The 18,534-nt window shown below is 64.7% G+C and carries 22 protein-coding genes; 19 read left to right on the top strand and 3 right to left on the bottom strand.

Features of this window, described 5'->3' with window-relative positions; translation table 11 throughout:
• Position 1: 1 nt before the first annotated feature.
• Entirely contained in the window at positions 2-670 is a 669-nt protein-coding gene (locus IB227_RS02280) for a S24 family peptidase (RefSeq protein ID WP_192286157.1), read from the bottom strand.
• A 72-nt stretch (positions 671-742) separates the two neighbouring features.
• On the opposite strand from IB227_RS02280, the gene IB227_RS02275 reads away from it, so the two are divergent.
• Both IB227_RS02275 and IB227_RS02270 read left to right on the top strand, forming a co-directional pair.
• Complete coding sequence (locus tag IB227_RS02275; RefSeq protein WP_192286156.1) at positions 743-1,210, top strand: hypothetical protein; 468 nt, start codon at positions 743-745, stop codon at positions 1,208-1,210.
• A gap of 1 nt (position 1,211) precedes the next feature.
• Positions 1,212-1,562, top strand: coding sequence for a hypothetical protein (locus tag IB227_RS02270; RefSeq protein ID WP_192286155.1), 351 nt, complete (start codon positions 1,212-1,214; stop codon positions 1,560-1,562).
• Here IB227_RS02270 and IB227_RS02265 read toward each other — a convergent pair.
• Positions 1,537-1,761 carry a hypothetical protein gene (locus IB227_RS02265; protein ID WP_192286154.1) on the bottom strand — a complete coding sequence of 75 codons (225 nt, stop codon included), beginning with the start codon at positions 1,759-1,761 and terminating at the stop codon, positions 1,537-1,539. The genes IB227_RS02270 and IB227_RS02265 overlap by 26 nt on opposite strands.
• A gap of 107 nt (positions 1,762-1,868) precedes the next feature.
• Between IB227_RS02265 and IB227_RS02260 the strand changes: the two genes are divergently transcribed.
• From IB227_RS02260 to IB227_RS02235, 6 genes are all read left to right on the top strand, one after another.
• Positions 1,869-2,489, top strand: coding sequence for a hypothetical protein (locus IB227_RS02260; RefSeq protein WP_225591565.1), 621 nt, complete (start codon positions 1,869-1,871; stop codon positions 2,487-2,489).
• Entirely contained in the window at positions 2,489-2,869 is a 381-nt protein-coding gene (locus tag IB227_RS02255; RefSeq protein WP_192286153.1) for a hypothetical protein, read from the top strand. Before IB227_RS02260 ends, IB227_RS02255 begins: the two co-directional genes overlap by 1 nt.
• Before the next feature lie 134 nt (positions 2,870-3,003).
• A complete protein-coding gene (locus IB227_RS02250) occupies positions 3,004-4,002 on the top strand; it encodes a hypothetical protein (protein WP_192286152.1) in 999 nt (332 codons plus the stop codon).
• Positions 4,002-5,429, top strand: a complete 1,428-nt coding sequence (locus tag IB227_RS02245; RefSeq protein WP_192286151.1) for a replicative DNA helicase — start codon at positions 4,002-4,004, stop codon at positions 5,427-5,429. The genes IB227_RS02250 and IB227_RS02245 overlap by 1 nt, the downstream gene beginning before the upstream one ends.
• Positions 5,430-5,434: 5 nt before the next feature.
• Positions 5,435-5,803, top strand: coding sequence for a Ref family recombination enhancement nuclease (locus tag IB227_RS02240; protein WP_132864856.1), 369 nt, complete (start codon positions 5,435-5,437; stop codon positions 5,801-5,803).
• Complete coding sequence (locus IB227_RS02235) at positions 5,800-6,405, top strand: hypothetical protein (protein ID WP_192286150.1); 606 nt, start codon at positions 5,800-5,802, stop codon at positions 6,403-6,405. The genes IB227_RS02240 and IB227_RS02235 overlap by 4 nt, the downstream gene beginning before the upstream one ends.
• A 41-nt stretch (positions 6,406-6,446) precedes the next feature.
• Here the strand turns inward: IB227_RS02235 and IB227_RS02230 are convergent, their stop codons facing one another.
• The gene (locus tag IB227_RS02230) at positions 6,447-8,192 is read right to left on the bottom strand and encodes a diguanylate cyclase (RefSeq protein ID WP_192286149.1); all 1,746 of its coding nucleotides are present in this window, start codon (positions 8,190-8,192) and stop codon (positions 6,447-6,449) included.
• A gap of 480 nt (positions 8,193-8,672) precedes the next feature.
• Here IB227_RS02230 and IB227_RS02225 point away from each other — a divergent pair, with 480 nt between their 5' ends.
• The 11 genes from IB227_RS02225 to IB227_RS02170 all read left to right on the top strand — a co-directional run bounded on the left by IB227_RS02225 (position 8,673) and on the right by IB227_RS02170 (position 18,458).
• Positions 8,673-9,104, top strand: a complete 432-nt coding sequence (locus IB227_RS02225; protein WP_192286148.1) for a structural protein P5 — start codon at positions 8,673-8,675, stop codon at positions 9,102-9,104.
• Positions 9,104-9,427 carry a hypothetical protein gene (locus tag IB227_RS02220; protein WP_192286147.1) on the top strand — a complete coding sequence of 108 codons (324 nt, stop codon included), beginning with the start codon at positions 9,104-9,106 and terminating at the stop codon, positions 9,425-9,427. The genes IB227_RS02225 and IB227_RS02220 overlap by 1 nt, the downstream gene beginning before the upstream one ends.
• A 226-nt stretch (positions 9,428-9,653) precedes the next feature.
• Positions 9,654-10,112, top strand: a complete 459-nt coding sequence (locus tag IB227_RS18400; RefSeq protein ID WP_225591564.1) for a hypothetical protein — start codon at positions 9,654-9,656, stop codon at positions 10,110-10,112.
• Positions 10,109-10,693 carry a hypothetical protein gene (locus IB227_RS02210; protein WP_192286146.1) on the top strand — a complete coding sequence of 195 codons (585 nt, stop codon included), beginning with the start codon at positions 10,109-10,111 and terminating at the stop codon, positions 10,691-10,693. Before IB227_RS18400 ends, IB227_RS02210 begins: the two co-directional genes overlap by 4 nt.
• A 172-nt stretch (positions 10,694-10,865) precedes the next feature.
• Positions 10,866-11,231 (top strand): DUF1064 domain-containing protein, encoded by a 366-nt coding sequence (locus IB227_RS02205; RefSeq protein WP_192286145.1) that lies wholly within the window; start codon positions 10,866-10,868, stop codon positions 11,229-11,231.
• Between the two features lie 883 nt (positions 11,232-12,114).
• A complete protein-coding gene (locus IB227_RS02195) occupies positions 12,115-12,618 on the top strand; it encodes a DUF1441 family protein (protein ID WP_192286143.1) in 504 nt (167 codons plus the stop codon).
• Entirely contained in the window at positions 12,593-14,680 is a 2,088-nt protein-coding gene (locus IB227_RS02190; protein WP_192286142.1) for a terminase gpA endonuclease subunit, read from the top strand. Before IB227_RS02195 ends, IB227_RS02190 begins: the two co-directional genes overlap by 26 nt.
• Position 14,681: 1 nt before the next feature.
• Entirely contained in the window at positions 14,682-14,900 is a 219-nt protein-coding gene (locus IB227_RS02185) for a hypothetical protein (RefSeq protein WP_132864847.1), read from the top strand.
• The gene (locus tag IB227_RS02180; protein ID WP_192286141.1) at positions 14,893-16,374 is read left to right on the top strand and encodes a phage portal protein; all 1,482 of its coding nucleotides are present in this window, start codon (positions 14,893-14,895) and stop codon (positions 16,372-16,374) included. The genes IB227_RS02185 and IB227_RS02180 overlap by 8 nt, the downstream gene beginning before the upstream one ends.
• Positions 16,364-17,776: a S49 family peptidase gene (locus IB227_RS02175; protein ID WP_225591563.1), complete on the top strand. Its 1,413-nt coding sequence runs from the start codon at positions 16,364-16,366 to the stop codon at positions 17,774-17,776. The genes IB227_RS02180 and IB227_RS02175 overlap by 11 nt, the downstream gene beginning before the upstream one ends.
• Position 17,777: 1 nt before the next feature.
• Positions 17,778-18,458: a head decoration protein gene (locus IB227_RS02170; protein ID WP_192286140.1), complete on the top strand. Its 681-nt coding sequence runs from the start codon at positions 17,778-17,780 to the stop codon at positions 18,456-18,458.
• Positions 18,459-18,534 lie beyond the last annotated feature (76 nt).

The following is an 18,534-nucleotide window of genomic DNA, read 5'->3' as shown; positions in this document are numbered from 1 at the left end:
ATTAATCTGCCCAACCACCTATCCAGTGGACCCGGCCAATGACCGTGATCGGGTGCTTCTTTGAATCCATCGCCTTCGGCTTCTTCCAGGCATGGTCGCCAGCGGGGTTGTCGCTGGCGAAGTAGACGCCGGCGTCCAGAACCATGGCGCGCTTCACATAGAACTCAGGGTAGGCATAGCCATCCACCTGGATGACGTACATGACCCCATCGACAATGCGGGTGTCGCTGGAGTCGAACAGAATGGCGTCGCCATCCTTGATGGACGGCTCCATGCTGTCGCCCTTGCCGTAGTAGACGGCGAGTGGGCGGCCAAGGATGCCGCGGCGGCGGAGGCTGGTCTTCTTGAACTTGAGGCTGTGGGTCTCCGCGTACTCAACCGCCTCCGTGCCACTTCCGAGGCCTGCAGCTTGGGAGTACCCGACGATGTCCGTGTAGTCGTCCTCGGCAACTTCGACTTTAGGGGCCTTGGGGCCCTTGCCGGTTTCGAGCCAGCGGAGCGATACACCGAGCGCATCCGCGATCACGCGGAGTTTTGTGGAGGTTTGCATTCCCCCGCGCTCTAGTTCGGACAGGGTGCTGTAGCCGACGCCGGTGAGACGTGCCAGTTCCTTGCGGTCTATGCCCTGCGCTTCGCGCTCCAGGCGAACTCGGGTGCCAATACTATCCATTCAGCAATGCTCACAGAGTTCTGTAACAGAATGCTGTTGAAATGAATTACAGGATTCTGTAGATTCGTCGGCATGGACTGGAACAACCACATCGAGTTGCTCATCGGCGCTGGCGCTACGCCGGCGCTTATCGCCCAGCGCATTGGCGTCACCCCGAACGCCATCCGGGAGATTCGTGCTGGCCGCACGAAAGCACCACGAGCGGCGGCAGCGTTTGAGCTGGCGAAGTTGACCCCCGCAGATTTCGCAGGTGCGGCAGCCGAGGAAATGGGCGTCAATCCACGGCAGGAGCTGGCCGCCCAGGTAGACACCCGCATGAGCAAGCGCGCGCTGCGCGCTCGTCTGGGGTTCACCACGGATAAGCAGCTGGCCGCTGTCTTGCGTCTCCCTGTCGATCAGGTCGAAAGCTGGGAGGAGGAGCGCGCGCTGCCGGCGGTGCCCGAGGTGCTGCGCCTGTTGGGCGTCCAGCCGCAGGTCCAAGCCGAGCCGCCGCCGGTAGATCCGGACGACGACAGGATCGTTCCCGTGGAGGTGGCCTGAAATGAGCAAGCGCCGCGAAACTGGAACCATGCAGTTGGTGCGCAACCAGCAGAACTTGCTGCGCAGCCTGCAGCTAGCCGACGCCGCCCTGAGCACAGATTGCCCGATGAAACGCCGCGAGCTGGTAGCCAAGGCGCGATTGGCATTCCTTACCTCGGGCGTGGCGCCGGCAGAAGCCATGGCAAGGCTGCTTGGCGTCATCAGCGGCTCGTGCGAGCCCGAAGCATCAGTCTGCGATCCCAGCATGGAACTGCGAATGCTGACTCGGATTTCCGACTGTCTGGAACGCATGGATTCTCGCCAGGAAGCGGGCATCCGGCCGGACATCAGGTCGTTGAGTACTCGTCGATGACCTCCCGAGCATTTTCCATTTCGATCACGGCAAGGCGAAGCGCAGCGTCGAACGTAAGCCTTCGCACCTCGCGGCCTGAAGCATCTACGGATAGCTCCACGTCGCCCGGCGTCTTGGCAAGTTCTGTGAACTGTTGGAGCTGCCTGGCTCGCTTCGAAACCAGTAGCGCACGAATGTCCCTTAGCAGTTGGTTGTCCATGTCGCCCTCCTTGCGGACTGTTCGTGTGGAAACAGCAGCCTACCGCAGGGTGGGCGGTGCCCGCCTTCCGGCCCTGAGGGTCCATTGAGATGAGTTCGATTCCGTCCATGGGCAGCAGTCTGGCGACCGGTGCCGGCGACGTCATGAAGCTGGGGAGGCAGTTTCTGCCTTCGCGCCAGCAGGTCATCTACGGCTACACCGACAAGATGCTCAACGAAACGGCGATGAACGCCAACAGCTTCGCCATGCACGTGGCGGAGCAGTACTTCGCGATGACCGCGCCGCACCGGCACGACAAGAAGGCCGTCCCGCTCCGGCTGGGGCATGGCGACGACCTGGCGGATGCGCTCAAGTCGAACGGCCAGGCGCTGCGGCGCTACATGGACGGCAAGGTGAAGACGCTGCCGGCCGATCTTGAGGACGCATGGGTGCTGAGCTTGCCCGAGCCCTACCGCAGCGACTGCGAACGGGATCTCGCGGCACGGCGCGGCCTGCTGCCCATACGGTTGAGCCTGATCGCCGCGGATGCGGACACGGCCGGCATCGGCGTGCTGATGACGGAGTTCGGGTCGCTGGTCAGCGCTCTGACGCCCGCCACCGCCGATGGTGTGATCGATGAGCGGGACCGCCCGCACGCCAAGACGATCATTGACCGCTGCAACGATGTCGTCATTGCCGCGCTGACCATTCAGCGCCGTTTCGTTGCGCTGCTCGGCGGTGGCGCGTGATGGCCGACAAGCCCGCCAAGAAGCCGAGGAAGGGCCGATCCGCTGAGTGGCTGGAAGGTGCACTGAAGCGCTTCAGCGACGAAGACCTGCAAAGCGAGCTGAAGCGCCGGTACATGGCGCAGCCGCACGCGCCGTTCGTGATGCCGGAGCGCAAGCCGCAGACCCGCGTGGAGTGGCTGCGGGAGCGAGTGAAGGAGCACGAGGAGACGCTGGAAGCCCTGCGTGAGACCCGGCTCCCCCCTGGCCCGGCCGTCGCCATCAAGCAGGCGCGCATTGCCTCGCTGACCAAGATCCTTGCCAGGAACCGCAAGTACCTCGCTCTGGCCGAGGCTGACGCGGCGGGGCCGGCAGAAGTACCGGAGGCGCGCAAGCGCCCCTGACCGAATCCCGCCCCTCTAACCGCCAGGTAGCTCCTGGTGGGACAGCCGAACTCCTGCGCGGTTGAGGGATGCGGGTCTTGCGGGAGGACGTGGGAGTAGTGGCATGAAGAACACAACACGGGCGGGAGGCTGACATGCAGGACGCACGCATTGCGACCGGGCTATCCAGCCACCCGAAGACCAAGAAGCTGATTCGCGCGCTGGGGCAGGGTGGGGCATGGAACCTGATCTGCCTGATTACCTGGGCCGCGGCAAACCGTAGCGACGGCGACCTGTCCGGCATGACTGTGGAAGACATCGAGCTCGCCGCCGACTGGCTGGGCGAAGATGGCGCGTTCGTGCGCGAGCTGGTGCGGGTGCGCTTCCTTGACCAGGACGGCGACGACTACGCGCTGCACGACTGGGCAGACCACAACCCGTGGGCAGCCGGGGCGGAAGCACGCAGCGAGAAATCGAAGTGGGCTGCGTTGTGCAAGCAGTACGGGCGTCCTGAGGCTGCCCGGATGATGCCCGAGTATGCCAAGCGCATTGGGATCGACTGCCAGCCGGTGCCAGCCGCACCGCCAGAAAGTGCCAGTGGCATGCCACTGGCAGAATCTGGCAGTGCCAATGACTGCCACGCGGAGTGCCAGAAAGTGCCAGTGGCAGATTCTGGCAGTGCCCCGTCTCCGTCTCCGTCTCCGTCTCCGTCTCCAGAAGAGCCTAAGTCCTCGCTTCGCTCGGACTCGTCATCGGCTGCGCCGGATGACGCCTCCGGTGGCGGTGCTTCGCCGAAGGAGGTGCTGCGGCTGGCGGCGGTGACCGACGAGGCGATTGCAGCCTGGAACGCCTCGGCCCTGGTGAAGGGCAACGGCGGGCTGCTGGCGGCGGTGAACCCGGCAGTGGGGCGCGACAAGCGCCAGCAGCAGGTCAAGCGCTGCGTCTCCATCGCCCGGGACATCTGCCTGGCCAAGGGCCACAGCCGCATCCCGCCTGAGTTCTGGGCCGAGTACTTCGCCGTCGCCGCCAGGGACGATTTCCACTCCGGGCGGCAGGGCGGGGGGCGAGGGCACGAGAACTGGATGCCCGATTTCGAGTTCATGACCCAGCCCAAGACGATGCTGAAGCTGTTTGAGCGCGAGGAGGCCGCCTGATGTTCGACGCGGACGCCACCGTCGCCCAGATGCGGGTTCCGCCGCAGAGCGTCGCCGCCGAGCAGGCGGTGATCGGCGGGCTGCTGCTGTACCCGGAGGCCTGGCGGAAGATTGAAGGCACCCTGGAGCCTGGGGACTTCTACCGCCGCGACCACCAGCTGATCTTCACTGCGATCCGGGACATGGTTGAGCGTGACCGCCCGTTCGACGCGGTGACGCTGGGCGAGTGGTTTCAGGCGCAGGGCATGGGCGAGCAGGTTCCCGACCACTACCTGACGACGCTTGCCAGCACCACGCCATCGGCCGCGAACATCGCCGGCTATGCCAAGGTCGTGAGCGACAAGGCGCTTGCGCGCCGGATGGTCAGCATCGGCACCGAGATCGCGGACGCAGCCTATGACCCGCGTTTCGAGCCTGAGGAAGGCATCGCCGCGGCCCAAGTGCTGATGCAGGGATTGGCCCCCAGCCACACGGGCGGCCTGGTAGCCGTCACCGACACCCTGCCGGCTTGGTTCGATGACCTGCGACACCGCTTCGAGCTGGGCACCTCGATCACCGGCGTGCCGACCCCGTGGAAGGACCTGAACGATGCAACGCACGGCCTGCAGCCTGGCGAGCTGATCATCCTCGCCGGTCGCCCGAGCATGGGTAAATCCATCGCGGGACTGAACATCGCCGACTTCGCCGCGGTGGACCGGCACGTGGCCCTGTTCTCGCTGGAGATGAGCAAGAACCAGCTCAACCGGCGCGGGATCTCCGCCGCGGCCAAGGTTCCCCATGAATGGCTGCTGGCCCCGGGCGGCTCGGATGAGTACTGGGCCAAGGTCACCGCCGCTGTCCGGTATCGCCGTGCGCTGAATCTGAGCGTTGACGACACCCCGGCGCTGCGGATCAGCCAGTTGATGGCCCGCGCCCGCGCGCTACATGCCCGCCGGCCGATTGAGCTGCTGGTGGTGGACCACATCCATGACTTCAAGATCGACGCCAAGCTTGCCCGCTTTGAGTACGGCGAGATCGCGCAAGGGCTTAAGACCCTCGCCAAGGAGTTCAACTGCCCGGTGCTGGCATTGGGCCAGCTGAACCGCGCGCTGTCCAACCGCCAGGACAAGCGCCCGAACATGTCCGACCTGCGCGAGTCCGGCGAGATCGAGCAGAAGGCGGACACGATCATCTTCATCCATCGGGATGACTACTACGACAAGACCACCCACATGCGGGGCATCGTGGAGTTGATCCTGGCGAAGGGCCGCGACGTTGAGGCCGGCAAGTCCATTTTCCTGCGCAACGACTACGCCCACATGGCCCTGCGAGATCGAGAGGGCGACCTGCCGGAGGCCCCCGAGCCCGACCGCCCGGCGCCGCGCGCTGGCGGGAAGAACAAGTTCTTCTGCGGTGGACGCCGCGGCGGCTTCGGGGACCAGGACTGATGGCTATGCAGCACTCCACGGGCACCCCGACCACGGCGGAGGCCGCGCGCATCGAAGCGGCGAAGGTCGGCCCGTGCATGGCCTGCCTGTCGCTGCTGCTGGCCGGGCTGCTGGACGCTGGGCTGGTCGTCTACGGCTGCGACTACAACCACGCAAAGAGCGGCAACCGCCGGCGCGGGCACATGTTCGGCTATGCGCTGTGCGTCTGGCACCACCGCCGGCATCCGCAGGAGGGCAAGACCCCGGCGCAGACCCGGGAGGTTTACGGCCCGAGCCTCATGGACGGCTCACGGGCGTTCCACGAAACCTACGGCACCGACGACGACCTGATCGAGCAACAGACCTACGTGATTGAACAAAGGAGAGCGGCATGAGCGACGTGCGCGAACTACTGGCCCGGCTGAACCCCACGACTATCCGCATGGAGACGGCTACCGGTGGCGGGGTGGATGTTCTGACCAACATCGACATCGCTGGCGCGCTCGGGATGGTGCCGGCTGGCCTTGGCCGGGACTTGTTGGAACTGCTGTATGGGCCCGATCCGAGCCGCGCGGACATCGTTCGAGTATTTCATGGGATAACCCGGTTGGCGCTCGAGGAACGTAATCGCCGGTCGCGCCGTTTCATCGACGCCCGGACCCTTTGGGGAATCGCCGACTGCATAGCGAAGTTCGAGCGGGACCAAGGCGAGCAGACCCGCCGCAACCTGAGTATGTTGAAGGCGCGCGCTGCTGTTGCTCGTGACCAGCTATTCCCCGAGAAGCTCGAGGAGCGGATGGTCAAGATTGTCCTCGTTGTCATTGGCTACATGAGAGGGGAGCGACTCAGCAATCGCGAGAGAGCCCATGTTCTTAACGTCAGTGAATCGACCTATCGCGAGTGCTGGGCCAAGGTTGTGGACTGGTTGCAGACGAGAGCGGTTGACTGTGAGCGAGCGGCGGCCAAGGAACTTGCGAGAACCTTGCGCAGACAATGAACCTGATCCCTTCGCATCTTGGGCGCGTTCTGTAACCCAACTCACGAGGTCGCAAGGTGCCACGCATTTCTTCCATTTCGTTTCGCTGTGTAAAGGGCGTCGTCAGCCGTGCGCAGAACTGTGTCAACGTGCTGGCCGACTTCACCAGTCGCGACACCGATACTCACGGTGACTCGTGAGTCGATCCCGTCGTGGTGCGCGATGCAAAGGTTATAGATCTTGCTTCGAATACGCTCAGCCAGCCTTTGACATACCTCTGCGTTGGCACTTGGGGCGAGCACCAGGAACTCCTCTCCACCGACGCGCGCCAATTGGTCAATCTCGGCGCGCAGTTCCCCAGCGGTAGCTTCGGACAGGAGTCGAAGGACAGCATCGCCAGACGGATGGCCATAGTGATCGTTGTATTTCTTGAAGAAGTCGACGTCGAGCATCAGTACGCCCATGGGCTTCGTCAGGAAGCCCGATTGGTCAGTTCTCGTTGATAACGCAGCGCGCATTCCACGAAGATTCAATGCCCCGGTCAGAGGGTCGGTCTGACTGGCCCGGTCAAGCTCCCTGTTCGCCCGTTCGAGTTCCGTGGTACGAGCTCTGACTGCCTCTTCGAGTCCTGCATTTGCTTTCCTGAGCGCTCCGCTGAGTTCCTCTTCCCTTCTCAAGCTCACTTGCAGATGTCTGTTGGATTCGTGAAGTTGAGCGACGAGCTTTACGGTGTCATCGGCAATTCCAAGGAGCTCTACGGGGAACTGGGAGCGGAGGAGTGTGGGCTGGCTTTCACCAGCAGCAATGGCGCGGAGGCTTCGCAGAGCAGCACCCACCGCATCAGCCAGTTGGCCGAATCGCCAATTGAACACAAGGAACGCGGAAAATCCGGTAACAAGCAAAAGCAGCAGGGTCTGGAAGCCGTGTTGATAAACAGCTGACAACGCGGGCTCCTTGCTCTCGATCAGTGCGACCCGCCATCCGGAAGGAAGAGTGGTTACGGCAATCCAGGCCTCTCCGCTCGGAAGCTCTCTGGAAGCCACCACGACGCCATTATCAGGGTCAAGGCCTTCTGATGTCGGCAACTGGAGTGACCTCCCTATCGGCTGGAGGAATGCGTAGGGAAGGCCAGCGCTAGCATGGATGACTTGGCCTGATTGGTCGACTATCAGGAGCTCCTGTCCGCGCTGTCTTAGCGCCTTCGATCGGAGCGACGTGAAAGAGGTTACATCGATCGCACCCTGTACGATTCCCGCAAATGTTCCTTCCCTGTAGTACGGTGCGGATACTGCTACTAGGGGTTCGTTTCCTAGGCGTCTTCCGCGAAAGGCCCCGGAGACATACCTCTTTGAGCCGGACGCAGGAGCTCTGAAATAGTCTCTGTCTGCGACTGACTGGCCCATCGCCCGTGATCTCAGATTCTCCGGCGCAGCAGCAACTACTCGACCGAGCTGATCGGTTTCGATCGTCGTAACGAGGGCTGGGAACTGATTGCGCAACGCGCTCAGATCAATGGGTGCATCGCGAGACTTACTCACTGCCGCGAGCGCTACGGCGGCGGCATGCGATTCCATGAACTGGTCAATCGATCTCGCTGTTAGCTTGGCGGCGAGGCGGATTCGATCCTCTTGTCGGCTCACGACCTGACGATAGTCATAAATGGCTTGAATTGCCGACAAGAGCGTGGCAGGTACAAAAGCGGAAGCCAGAAGAAGCAACATGAAGCGCTTACGTACAGCCAAAGGTGATACACCAGATGTGTGCGTCGATGCCGGCAACGCCGGCAGTTCCCTTCTCTGCATTTGCATGGCGGAGATCCGAGGCTACGGTTTTAGGTCGAACTACTTGTCATGCTGCCCCTAGTTTAGCGTGCACGAAGGAAGCGTATGAGTACATCCGCAACCCTGGCATGCGCCTCTCCTTGGCCCCAGTTTGGAGCGATGGTGGGTCAGCTTGTGCCCAGCGAGGAAATGGGGGGGGAGGGGCTGCCGCGCGGGTGACCCCCGCGCACTTTCTGGACTACAGTTCTAGCATCACGCGACGAAAGCCCGGCACAAGCCGGGCTTTTTCTTTTCAACCCGATCATCACTGCACCGCAAAGCCCGTCGCACGCTGTGAAGCGTTTGGGGCCGGTGCCGCGCGGAAGCGCGCCAGTTCCGCCATGACTGGTTTGGTACCAGGCAGCGGTGGTGATCGGACCTTTCACGCCCGTCCACCCTCACCGGATTAACGACTGAGCCCAGCCGGGCTGCGGTGACGGGCACGTTTGCCACACAGGGGATTCACCCATGAGCACGAAGCAGGAGCCGCGCGGCGTCCGCAACAACAACCCGGGAAACCTGGACCGCACTGTGACCGTGTGGCGCGGTGAGGATCGGAGCCCCGAGGCTCTGGCGAGGGAGAAGCGCTTCTGCGTGTTCGAGACGCCGCAGGCTGGCTTCCGCGCGCTGGCAAAGACCCTGCTCACGTACCAGAACCAGCACGGCTTGCGGACCGTGCGGGAGATGATCAGCCGCTGGGCGCCACCGGTGGAGAACCCGACCGAGGCGTACATCACCCAGGTGGCCCGGGAGGTCGGTGTGGGCAGCCGTGAATTGGTGAACCTAAACAAGCAGGTGCCGCTGCAGCGCATGGTGACGGCGATTGCCCGCCATGAGAACGGCGGCCTGTTCTGGGATGAGGCTGTGATCGAGGCTGGCGTGCGCCAGGCCCTCGCCTGATGGACGGTGATCCGAGCACCGCGCCCTGGTGGGCAGCCGGTGGTGCCTTCGCCCTGTGGCTGGTCCGGGAAATCTGGGGCGTCATCAACAGCCGGAAGAAAGAACGCACCGAGACGGATGCCAACGTCGCCTTGGTGAGCGGCCTCACGGCCCGTATCGAGGCGTTGGAGGCTGCGCAACAGCGTATGGGCACCCAGCTGGCCGAGGAGATCAAGCTCCGAATGGCGGCACAGGAGGAGGCCCATCGGTTGCGCCTCCGCGTGATGACGCTGGAGTCGGCAATGCGGTCGGTGGGGGCGGTGATCCCGCCTGAGCCGACGTGATGTACCTGGGCGTTGGCCTGCTGGTTGGCCTTGCCGTCGCCGCGCTTGCCCACTGGCACGGCGACCTCGGAATGGACCCGTGAAGGGTGTGCTACCGCTTTGGTGAGCGAATCTCGAAGAACGTCAGTAGGCCGTTCCGGGACGCCTCGACGACCGTCTTGTCTGAATTGGCTGCGCGGAATGGCATCTCGGAGCCGGTCACGTAGATCTGGTACTCCCACGGACCATGTTGTCCACCATCAAGCCTGGTCACCGCGACAACCTGGTCTGGATTGACGTAGCAGCCTTCCTGGTACTCGAAGAGCAGGCGGTCGGCCATGTTCGTATTCCCGGAGGAGGGGAGAACGATTGTTCGCCCTGTGTTGGCACAAGTAAAGCAATAGCCCTGAAGGGCGTGGAGGCTCAAGTGAGTAATGGCATGCGCGTCGGGTATGACGCCCTGTGGGGCTGGTTCGGGCTGAGCTATGCATCCTGGCTTCCGCTGCCACGTGTGCTGATGCACGAGATGCCGGACGACTGGCAGGCACGCATGGCCGTGTTGCTGCAGGAGTTCGATGCGGCGTTCAAGAACCTGCCTCGCTACGACGTCCAGATCCAGCTCAAGCAGAACGGCCGGTTTGTGCCGATGCCGGACTGGATCAGCTACCGGCACCCCGACCGGGCAACCATTGAGGGTTTCAGATGAACCGGACCGACTTCATTTCCGCGCTCGATCCGCTGCGGCCGTATGCCGGCTTGCTCCGCTGGCTGCTGATCGCGCTGCTGGCCGCCTTGCTGGTGGTGCTGGGCTTCCGCTGGGGTGCCGACCAATGGCGCGGTGAGTACGCGGCCGAGGTTGCGGCGCGCGCTGCCGACAACGCCGGCCACGCCGCGACGCTGGACCGCCTGGCTGACTCCGCTGCCCGGGTCGCCGAGAAGGCGAAGGCAGCATCCAAGGCGGTGGCCGAGATCCGGACCGCTGCTGACACCCGTTACGAGAAGGCCCTGAACGATGCGAAACGCGCTCAAACCGATCTTGCTGCTGCTCTGCGCCGCGGCGATGTGCAGCTGCAGCCACAGTGGTCCTGTGTTGCGCCCGGACCCATCGCCGGTGGTACTGCCCCCGATGCCGTCCAAGCCAGTGCCGCAGGGCGCTTCAACAGCGCGGCGCGAATTGTTGGCGCAGCCGACGCAGACGCAGCCGTAATCGAATGGCTGTGGGATGGGTGGCAGGCAGACCGGCGGGCAGTGATCGCGGCGGGCTGCGCGGTCGAGGCCGAGCCGTGAGCGCGGGCAGGGTAGTGGTGCAACTGCGCGTCCGCTGGTGGCTGAAGTGGTACATCCGCTCTGTCGTCCTGTTCTGCGGCATGACCGGCCTCGAACCCAATTGGGATCGCGTCGAGTTCTGGGTGCGCCGCGCGCTGCACTGGTGCCGGGTGAGCCCAAGCGGTGGCAGGGCATGAGGCGGGGCAAGGGCGGCGGGCATCTCGCGTTGGGTCGGCTGAAGGCCGGCGAGATGAACAAGACCGAGCAGGCCTATGCCGACAGGCTGCGCGCGCTGGAGCATGCGGGGCAAATCCTCTGGCACAAGTTCGAGGGCATCAAGCTGCGGCTGGCGGACAAAACGTTCCTGACGGTGGACTTCGCTGTGATGTTGGCGAATGGGCAACTCGAACTTCACGACTGCAAGGGATCGAAGGCGATCTACACCGATGACGCAAGGGTGAAGATGAAAGTCGCTGCAGACATGTATCCCTTCGTGTTCCGCGTCGCATATCCCCGAAGCAAGCGAGATGGCGGTGGCTGGACTGTGGAGGAAGTATGAAACAGGAGTGCTGGAGGGAGGTTGCTGGTTTCGAAGGACGGTATGAGGTCAGTGACCACGGTCGGGTCAGGTCCATAGAGCGGCGGGTTCCGATGGTCTATCGGAATGGCGTTATGGGTACGAAGCTTCACCGACAGCGTGTGTTGCGACTTCATACCTGGGGCGCGAAGTACCCAGGCATTGTCCTTTTAGACGCGGGAGGCGAAAGGCATCGTCTGATGGTTCATCGAATGGTGGCTGAGGCATTCATCCCTAATCCTTCGAATCTTCCGCAGGTCAACCACATCGATGCGGACACGATGAATTCGTGCTCTGACAACTTGGAATGGTGTGATCAGGCTCATAACGTCAGCCACTCCTACAAGATTGGGAACCGCGTCGTCGGACGACGACACCACTTCTCAATGCTCCGGCGAGACGCTCGTGGCCATTGCATGGCTGGAGTTGCTGAGCGTCTGTGCGCCGCAGCGGAGGTTTGACTGTGCGACAGCGATGCGGAGCGCAGTTCAAGCTCCGGCCTAGTAATGCCAGATTAAAGGCCATCCGTCGCAGCGATATACCCGTTCCGGTTCCTCCCGTGAAGGTGAGGGCCAAGCGGGACGGCGGTGGCCGGGATGTGGAGGAGTTCTGATGGTGGCCTGCGTTTCACTCCGTGGAACATTTGCCGTTGTGTGCATGCGTTCCACGCTGCATCGAAATTATCCACAGAAACCTGAACGGGCGGGGCCCCGGGGGCGGCCCGGGCCGACCGGGGGGAATTCGGACCCCGGTAATTTCCAGTTTTTCGGCCCCTAGGATGCTCCACCACTAGAGGGCATTTTTTGCGTTTTTCCCGGGAGAAACCGCGTTTTCACCCCTGTACACGTTGTGCATTAGGTAGGACATGGCCGACATCCACGAATTCTCCCAAGGCTGGTCGATTGGCCGGCTGGCGGAAGAGTTCCGCATGGACCGGCGCACGGCCTCCAAGCGCCTGAAGGAGGCCGGCATCCCGCCGCTGGCCAAGCGCGCTGGCCACGACGTGTACCGCCTTGCCGATGCCGCCGCCGCCTTGGTTGATCCGGTTGGCCCAGGCGCCGGGGTTGACGGGGTCGTCGACCCGCGCGACCTGCCGCCGATGGAGCGCCGGGCCTACTACCAGTCCGAGAACGAGCGGCTGAAGGTGGAATCCACCATCGGCCAGCTGGTACCGGCCGCAGAGGTTGAGGCGGACTACGCGGAACTGGTGAAAAAGGTGGTGCAGTTCTTCGACACGTTGCCGGACGTGCTGGAGCGCAAAGCGGGCCTGACACCGGACCAGGTCGTGAAGGTCCAGGACGAGTGCGACCGCGTCCGACAATCCATGTACGAGGGCATCACCGATGACGACGTACGCGACAGCGCGTAGCGTTCGCCTCGGCGTGGCCGAGATGATCCGACCGCCCCGGCGTATCCGGGTGAGTGAAGGGGCCAAGGCGCTGCAGGTGGCCAATGCCGCCGGCGCGGCCGGCGCCTGGGACCCGCACACGACCCCGTATATGGTCGAGCCGCTGGATACCACTGGAAGCCGACATTACGAGTCCGTGGTTTTCGTGGGTCCGGCCCGTTCGGGCAAGACCATTTCGCTGATCGACGCACGGCTGGCCTACCTCATTACGTGCAACCCGGCCGACGCCATGGTTGTGCAGATGTCCAAGGACGCAGCGGAGGACTACAGCAAAACGCGCATTTCGCGCAGCATCGCTGCCAGCCCCGAGCTGCGATCGCGGCTCAGCCCCCGGGCGCACGATGACAACATCCTGCTGAAGTTCTTCCGCTCGGGCATGTCGCTGCGCATGGGTTGGCCGTCGGTCTCGGTGCTGTCGGGCAAGGACATCCACGACGTCCTGATGACGGACGTGGATAACTACACCGGCGACCTGGCCATCGATGAGTGCTTCGGCCTGGCGCTGAAGCGCACGCAGACCTACATGTCCGCCGGCATGGTGGTGGCTGAGTCCAGCCCCGCGACGGACTACACCGACGGTGCCTGGAAGCCGATCGACACCCATCAAGGCCCGCCGGCGGCCGGCATCGCGGCGCTATACGCCCGAGGCGACCGGCGCCGTTGGTACTGGCCATGCCCCGAATGCGGCGAGCGCTTCCAAGCGGCGCCAGGGTATGACGGCTTCGCGCTGCCGCCGCTGGAGGAACTGCTCGAGCGGGTGGTGCTGGACGATGTGCAGAAGCTGGCACGTCACTACTCGTTGCTGCACTGCCCGCACTGCGGTGTCGGCCTGCAGCACCGGTGGAAGGAGGGCATGAACCGCTCTGGCGTTTGGGCGGCAGAGGGGCAGGTGGTCCACCCCGACGGCACGGTTACCGGCGAACGCCCGGAGGCGCGCATCGCCAGTTTCTGGCTGGGCGGCGTCGCGGCGGCGTATCAGTCGTGGGAATCGCTGGTGGAGCGCTACTTCCAGGCGTTGCGCACCTTCGCCACCACCGGTGAAGAGCGCCCGCTGAAAACGACGCACAACGTCGACGGCGCCATCAACTACGTGCCGATGGCGGCGCGCTCGGTCAGCGACCCCAACGAGATGCGGAAGCGGGCGGAGGACTGGGGCAGGGGCGCGGTGCCTCCGGGCGTGCGGTTCCTCACCGCGACAGTGGACGTGCAGGGCAATCGTTTCGTGGTGCTGGTGCTCGGGTTTGGCATCGGCGAGTCCGGGCAGCTGGAGCGGTGGGTCGTGGACTCATTCACGATGCGCACCTCCGCGCGCCCGGACGGTTCCGGTGGCTTCCTGCCGCTGGACCCGCCGAAGTACCTGGAGGACTGGGAGCGCCTGGTCGAGAAGGTCATCACGCGGCGGTACCCGCTGGCCGATGGCACCGGCCGCACCATGCCTATCCGCGCCACGGGCATTGACTGGGGCGGGAAGTCCGGCACCTCGGTGCGCGCGCTGGAATTCTGGCGTTCGTTGAAGGTGCGCAAGCTGCACACGCGGGTGCGCCTCATCAAGGGCGACACGCGCCGTGAAGGCCCGCTGTTCCGCGAGACGTTCCCCGACAGCAGCAAGCGAAAGGACCGCAAGTCCGGATCGAAGGGTGATGTTCCCCAGTTGTTGCTCAACGTCGATCGGTTGAAGGACACCGTAAGCGCCAACGTGAAGCGGGCCGAGCCGGGACCGGGCTACTACCACTTCCCCGACTGGCTGCCGGAGGCGTTCTACGCGGAGCTGACAGCCGAATCCCGGACTGCGAAGGGCTGGGAGAACCTGGCCAATCGCCGTAACGAGGCATTCGACCTGTGCGGTTATGCAGAGGGCCTGGCGCTTTGGATGAATGTGCCGGCGATCAACTTGGCCGCTCCGCCGCCTTGGGCAGCGGAATGGGACGACAACCCCGACGTGAGGGCGGATGACGCCGCACCGGCCCCTCCGCCGCGCGCGCGACAGCGGCGCGTCATACGCAGTAAGTACATGGGACGCTGAAATGGCATTTACGAAAGAACAGACCGTGGCGCTTGAAGAAGCGATCGCGGCCGGTGTGCTGAGCGTCCGATACGCCGACCGCACCGTGACCTACCAGAGCCTGGACGCGATGCGCAGGCTGCTGAAGCAGATGCGCGAGGAGGTCGGCGAGGGTTCCTCGCCGCCGCGCCGCCGGCACCGTGTCGTGCGCCTTTACCAATCGGGGACCGGCAATGTCTGAGGCAATGGAAGGCAGCTACCGCGCGGCCGGGAACGGGCGCCGCCTGCGCACGTTCCGGCCCATGTCGCTGGGCCCAAACGGAGCCTTGCTGGGCCTGCCCACGATTCTGGCCCGGGCACGGCATCTGGCGCGCAACGACCCTTGGATGGTCAGCGCGCTCAACAAGAGCGTTTCCAACGGCATCGCCACGGGCATCCAGGCGAAGGCGATCTGGGGAAGCAAGGCCCACAAGAAGCAGGTCACCCAGCTCTGGCGCCGCTGGGGCAAGTACGCCGACGCGGACGGCGTGCTCGATTGGAATGGGATGCAGGCGTTGGCCTGGCGCGAGTGGAAGGAGGCTGGCGAAGTGTTCGCCCGGCTGCGGTACCGCCGGCGCGAGGATGGGCTGCCGGTCCCGCTGCAGGTCCAGCTGATCGAGTCGGAGCAGTGCCCGCAGCACTACAACGGCGTGGCCAGCAACGGGAACGCAATCCGTCAGGGCATCGAGTTCGACCTCATTGGCCGGCGCGTCGCCTACTGGATGTACCGCGAGCACCCCGGCGACCAGCACCTGATGGTCAACGGCAATGAACTGGTGCGCGTGCCCGTCGAACAGGTCCTGCACCTGTATCGCCCAAACCGCGCAGGTGCCATCCGAGGCGTGCCGGGTTCAGCCCCCGCGTTGCTGCGGATGTTCAATCTGGACCGCCTCGACGATGCGGTGCTCGAACGGCAGAACCTGGCCAACCTGTTCACCGCGTTCATCACGAAGAAGTCCAACGCGGAGGGCGAGGACGTGGAGGCCATCGGTGACCTGATCTCCGGTGAGGACGATGACGGCACGGCAATCGGGGGCCTTGAACCCGGCACGGTGCAGGAGCTGCCGCCGGACACCGAAGTGACGTTCAGCGAGCCGCCCGGTGCCGGTGCGGATTACGGCGACTTCCTGCGGGGGCACTTGCTGGCGATCGCGGCCAGCCAGGACGTGCCCTACGAGGTGCTGACCGGCGACCTGCGCAACATCTCCGACCGCGCGCTGCGCTTGATCCTCAACGAGTTCCGCCGCGTCATCGAGCAGGACCAGTGGCTGTTCATGATCCCGATGTTCTGCCAGCGCGTACGCGATGCGTTCTTCGACCAGGCAGTGCTGGCGGGCCTGCTGAAGGTGCCGCGCTACGCGTCGCTGCGCGATGACGTCACCGAAACGCTGTGGGTGCCGGAGGGTTGGCCCTGGAGCCACCCGGTGCAGGACGTCAATTCCGAAGTGAAGGCCGTGCGGGCCGGCTTCAAATCGCGCTCTGCAGTGGTGTTGGGCTCGGGCGAAGACCCCGAGCAGGTCGACCGCGAGCAGAAGGACGACAACGAGCGGGCCGACAAGGCGGGCCTGACCTACGACAGCGACCCCCGCCGCACCAACGCCTCTGGCGCGCGGCAGGGAACGAAAACCGGCGCTGATAGCGCCGCCGACGATGAAGGAATCAACGATGACGAGTAAGCCCGGCCTGCTGGCCCGACTCCTCAACCGTGGTAACAAGGCCCCGGTGGTGACCACACTGGCCGCCGCGGTCCTCAACCAGCCGCTGCTGGTCCAGCCGGCCATCGGCGAGGCGCTGGTGGGCGGCTACCTGGAGGGAAAGATCACCAGCGCCGACAGCGAGCTGCGCGCCGACCGGTTCGAGGTGGCCGGTTCCACCGGTGAGGCGGTGGGTGTCACCCAGTCGGTGATCGGTGTGATCAACCTGTCCGGTGCGATGGTCAACCGGCCGATGCCCGGGGCCAGTGGACCCGGTCCAGTCAGCTATGCGGCAATCCGCACCGCCTTCGATGACCTGCTGGAGGATGACGCGGTGACGGCCATCATCCTGCGCCTGGACACGCCTGGCGGCATGGCCTCCGGCTGCTTTGATCTGGTCGATCACATCTACCAGGCGCGTGGGCGCAAACCGCTCTACGCGCTCGTGGACGACTATGCGGCCTCCGCCGGCTTCGCGCTGGCATCGCCCTGCGACGAAATCTGGGTGAGTCGCACCGGTACCGTGGGCTCCGTCGGTGTGGTGGCCTACCACTACGACTGGAGCGGGAACAACGCTCAGATCGGCCTGAAGGTCACGCCGCTGTACGCCGGTGCGCGCAAGGTCGATTTCAACCCGAACTTCCCGCTCAGCGAGGAAGCCCACGCTCAGGCGTTGGCCGATCTGGAGGACATGCGCACGCTGTTTGTCGATACCGTGGCCCGCAATCTGGGCATGGAACCGGAAGCGGTGCGCGCCACAGAGGCGGCCACCTATCGTGGACAGGCGGCGGTAGACATCGGCTTTGCCACGCGCCTGGGCACCTGGCATGACCTCATCGCCCATCTGGGTGCCGGGGGCACGCCCGCGCCAGCGGCGGCCGGCGACGATGCGGACGAAGGCACCCCGGAGGCCAGCGAGGCGTCTGCCGGTCCTTCGCTCATGGCCGAGATGGACAAGGCGCTGGCGGCGAAGACCGGGGCCCAGCAGCCGGCTGCGGCGAGCGCGTCGCCGGCCGCGCCTGCCGAGCAGCCGAGCCTGGCCGCGACGGTGGCAGCCAGCGACCTGCCGGCGACGATCGGCATGGCCCTGATCCGTCGTGGTGAGCAGCCCGGCGAAGCCAGCGCTGCCGCGCTGGAGTACGCAAACGATGTGCTGGACGCCTGTGCGGCCACCGTGGCCGGTGGCGAAGCGTTGGCGGCCAGCTTCATCGAGACGAACACCGACCTCGACACGGTACGCACCCAGTTGTTGTCGATGAAGGCGGAGGAGGGCCGCAGTTCGCAGGTCATCACCGCACACCCGGCCACCACGGCCGAAACACGCGCCGCCGAAGTGAAGGCGAAGCTGGACCCCACCCACATCTACAAGAATCGAGGTAACTGATATGGAGATTTCCCTGGCCGGCACCCGCACCGGCGAATTCCTGCTGTCCGATGCAAACGGCGAGCGCAGCCGCGAGACGATCCGAATCCCGGCCGGGCAGGGCATGCTGTCCGCCGGCACGCTCCTGAAGGCGGACAACACCGTCGCCGTGAACGGTGCCGATGCGGTCAAGGTGCTCTATGGCCCGGTCGAAACCGGTACCGATGCGGGCGCGCTGGCCGTGGAGGGCGCAGCGGTGGCCCGCAATGCCGAAGTGTTCGGCGAGAAGCTGGCATGGGCCGCTGGTGTGACCGCCGACCAGAAGCTGCTGGCGGCCATCAGCCTGGCCGAGTCCGGCATCATCACCCGCTGGACCGAAACGCCCATCGCGTCCAACACCGCCCATCACCTGGTGTTTGCCGATACCCCGCTGGTCGGCACGGCGGGCGAAGTCCTCGAGCCGATCGTGGCGCACGTGAAGGATGTGTTCGGCGCGCTGGTGACCGGCAGCACCATCAGCGTGACCCTGGCCAAGGCCAGCGGCGCCGGCAACCTCACCGGCGGCGGCGCGAAGGCGGCCGTGGGTGGCGTGGTCACCTGGGATGCGGCCTCGCTGAGCGCGGCCGGCGAGTACACGCTGAAGGTGACCGCGACCGATCTGGCCGAAGCCACCAGCGACACCATCACCATCGACGCCGCCTGAGTCGGGCCAACCCGCTCCCGCCCGTGACACACGGCCCCGCTTCGGCGGGGCTTTTTCGTATCCCCCCTTTTCGAGA

The sequence above is a fragment of the Stenotrophomonas sp. STM01 genome, from assembly GCF_014852135.1.
In the GTDB taxonomy this organism is placed as follows: Bacteria; Pseudomonadota; Gammaproteobacteria; order Xanthomonadales; family Xanthomonadaceae; genus Stenotrophomonas; species Stenotrophomonas capsici.
Note: the sequence above shows the minus strand (reverse complement) of the source record. Positions and strands in the feature narration are given on the sequence as shown.